The organism is Azonexus sp., assembly GCF_036170495.1.
GTDB lineage: Bacteria > Pseudomonadota > Gammaproteobacteria > Burkholderiales > Rhodocyclaceae > Azonexus.
The window spans coordinates 1-1366 of sequence record NZ_JAVHPH010000025.1 but is presented as its reverse complement, the minus strand read 5'-3'; the positions used below and the strand labels follow the sequence as shown (position 1 = coordinate 1366).

The window sequence follows — 1366 nt, the reverse complement described above, 5'->3', positions numbered from 1 at the left end:
TATCTGCGCTTTTCGATCCGCGATACCGGTATCGGCGTTCCCCCTGAAAAGCAGCAGGCCATTTTCGAGGCATTTTCTCAGGCTGACGTATCAACTACCCGTCGGTTTGGTGGCACCGGGCTGGGGCTGGCTATCAGTGCTCGCCTAGTGCAATTGATGGATGGCAAGATAACGCTAGACAGTACGCTTGGTGTCGGTTCGGTCTTTTCGTTTACCGCGCGGTTTGGCGTTGAGACTTCCGAGCTTTCCCAAACTCAGGCGTTTGCTGCCGTGGCTAAATATATTGGCCGACGCGCCTTGGTTATCGATGACAACGAAACGGTAGGGCGCTATCTGGTCGACTTGCTTGAGCGTCTGGGCATTCAGTCATCGCTGTCGGCGGATGGCGCCTCTGCCGTGGCCGCTATCGAACGCAGTCGGGCTGTCGATTTCCCCTACGACTATGTGATTGCTGATGCCAACATGGAGGCGCCGGCCGGCTTTTCATTGGCCGAAGCCTGGAAAAAATCGGGTCGCGTGGAAAAACTCCTGATCATGCTGACAACTGAAAATCAGCGACACGATCTGACCCTTCTGCGCGAAATCGGCGTCTCGGCGCATCTTGTCAAACCGATCGGCAACGCCGATCTTATCGATGCGCTAGCCTTGGCCGAGGGGACCGATCTGTCGGATCAAAGCGAGTTCATGTTGTCGGAGTTAGGCTTGCATCCGGTTGCTCAAGGCGGAAATGCAGCTCTCAATATCCTGCTGGTTGAAGATAATCCGGTGAATCAGGAGCTGGCCATGCGCTTGCTCGAGCGTCTGTCCCATCACGTGACGCTGGCCAACAACGGGGTCGAGGCTGTAGACCTGTTCGATAGCAGTCACTACGACGTGATACTGATGGATATGCAGATGCCGGTAATGGGCGGAATTGAGGCAACTGAAGCTATTCGTGCCCGCGAAATGCGGCGTAGCTGGGTCGTTTCCCATGAGGTCAGGCCCGTTTATATTATCGCGATGACCGCCAATGTTATGGCCAGTGATCGGGATCGATGCATGGAGGCAGGGATGAACGACTATATCGCCAAGCCCTTGCGTTCAGACGAGTTGTTTGCCGCCCTGGATCGATCTCGTGGAAGGGGTGGGGAAGATGAGCACATTGTTTTTGGGGCAGGGCAAGTCAAGGCCACTGGGCAACTTGATCTTGCGGCAGCCCTTCGCGATATTGGCGAGCCTGAACTGTTTGCCACGATGGCCGGTATGTTTCTGTCAGAGTGGGAGACCCATTTGGGGCGCCTGAGAAAAGGGCTCGATGATACCGATGCGGCAGAGTTGCGCATGCATGCGCACACCGTGAAGAGCCTCCTGGCCATGTTTCATGCTG

1 protein-coding gene is annotated in these 1366 nt (G+C 55.7%); it reads left to right on the top strand.

The window, feature by feature from the left end; all coding sequences use genetic code 11:
- Positions 1-1366: response regulator (locus tag ADADOO_RS01110; protein ID WP_511274322.1), on the top strand; the 1366-nt coding region annotated here is incomplete at both ends.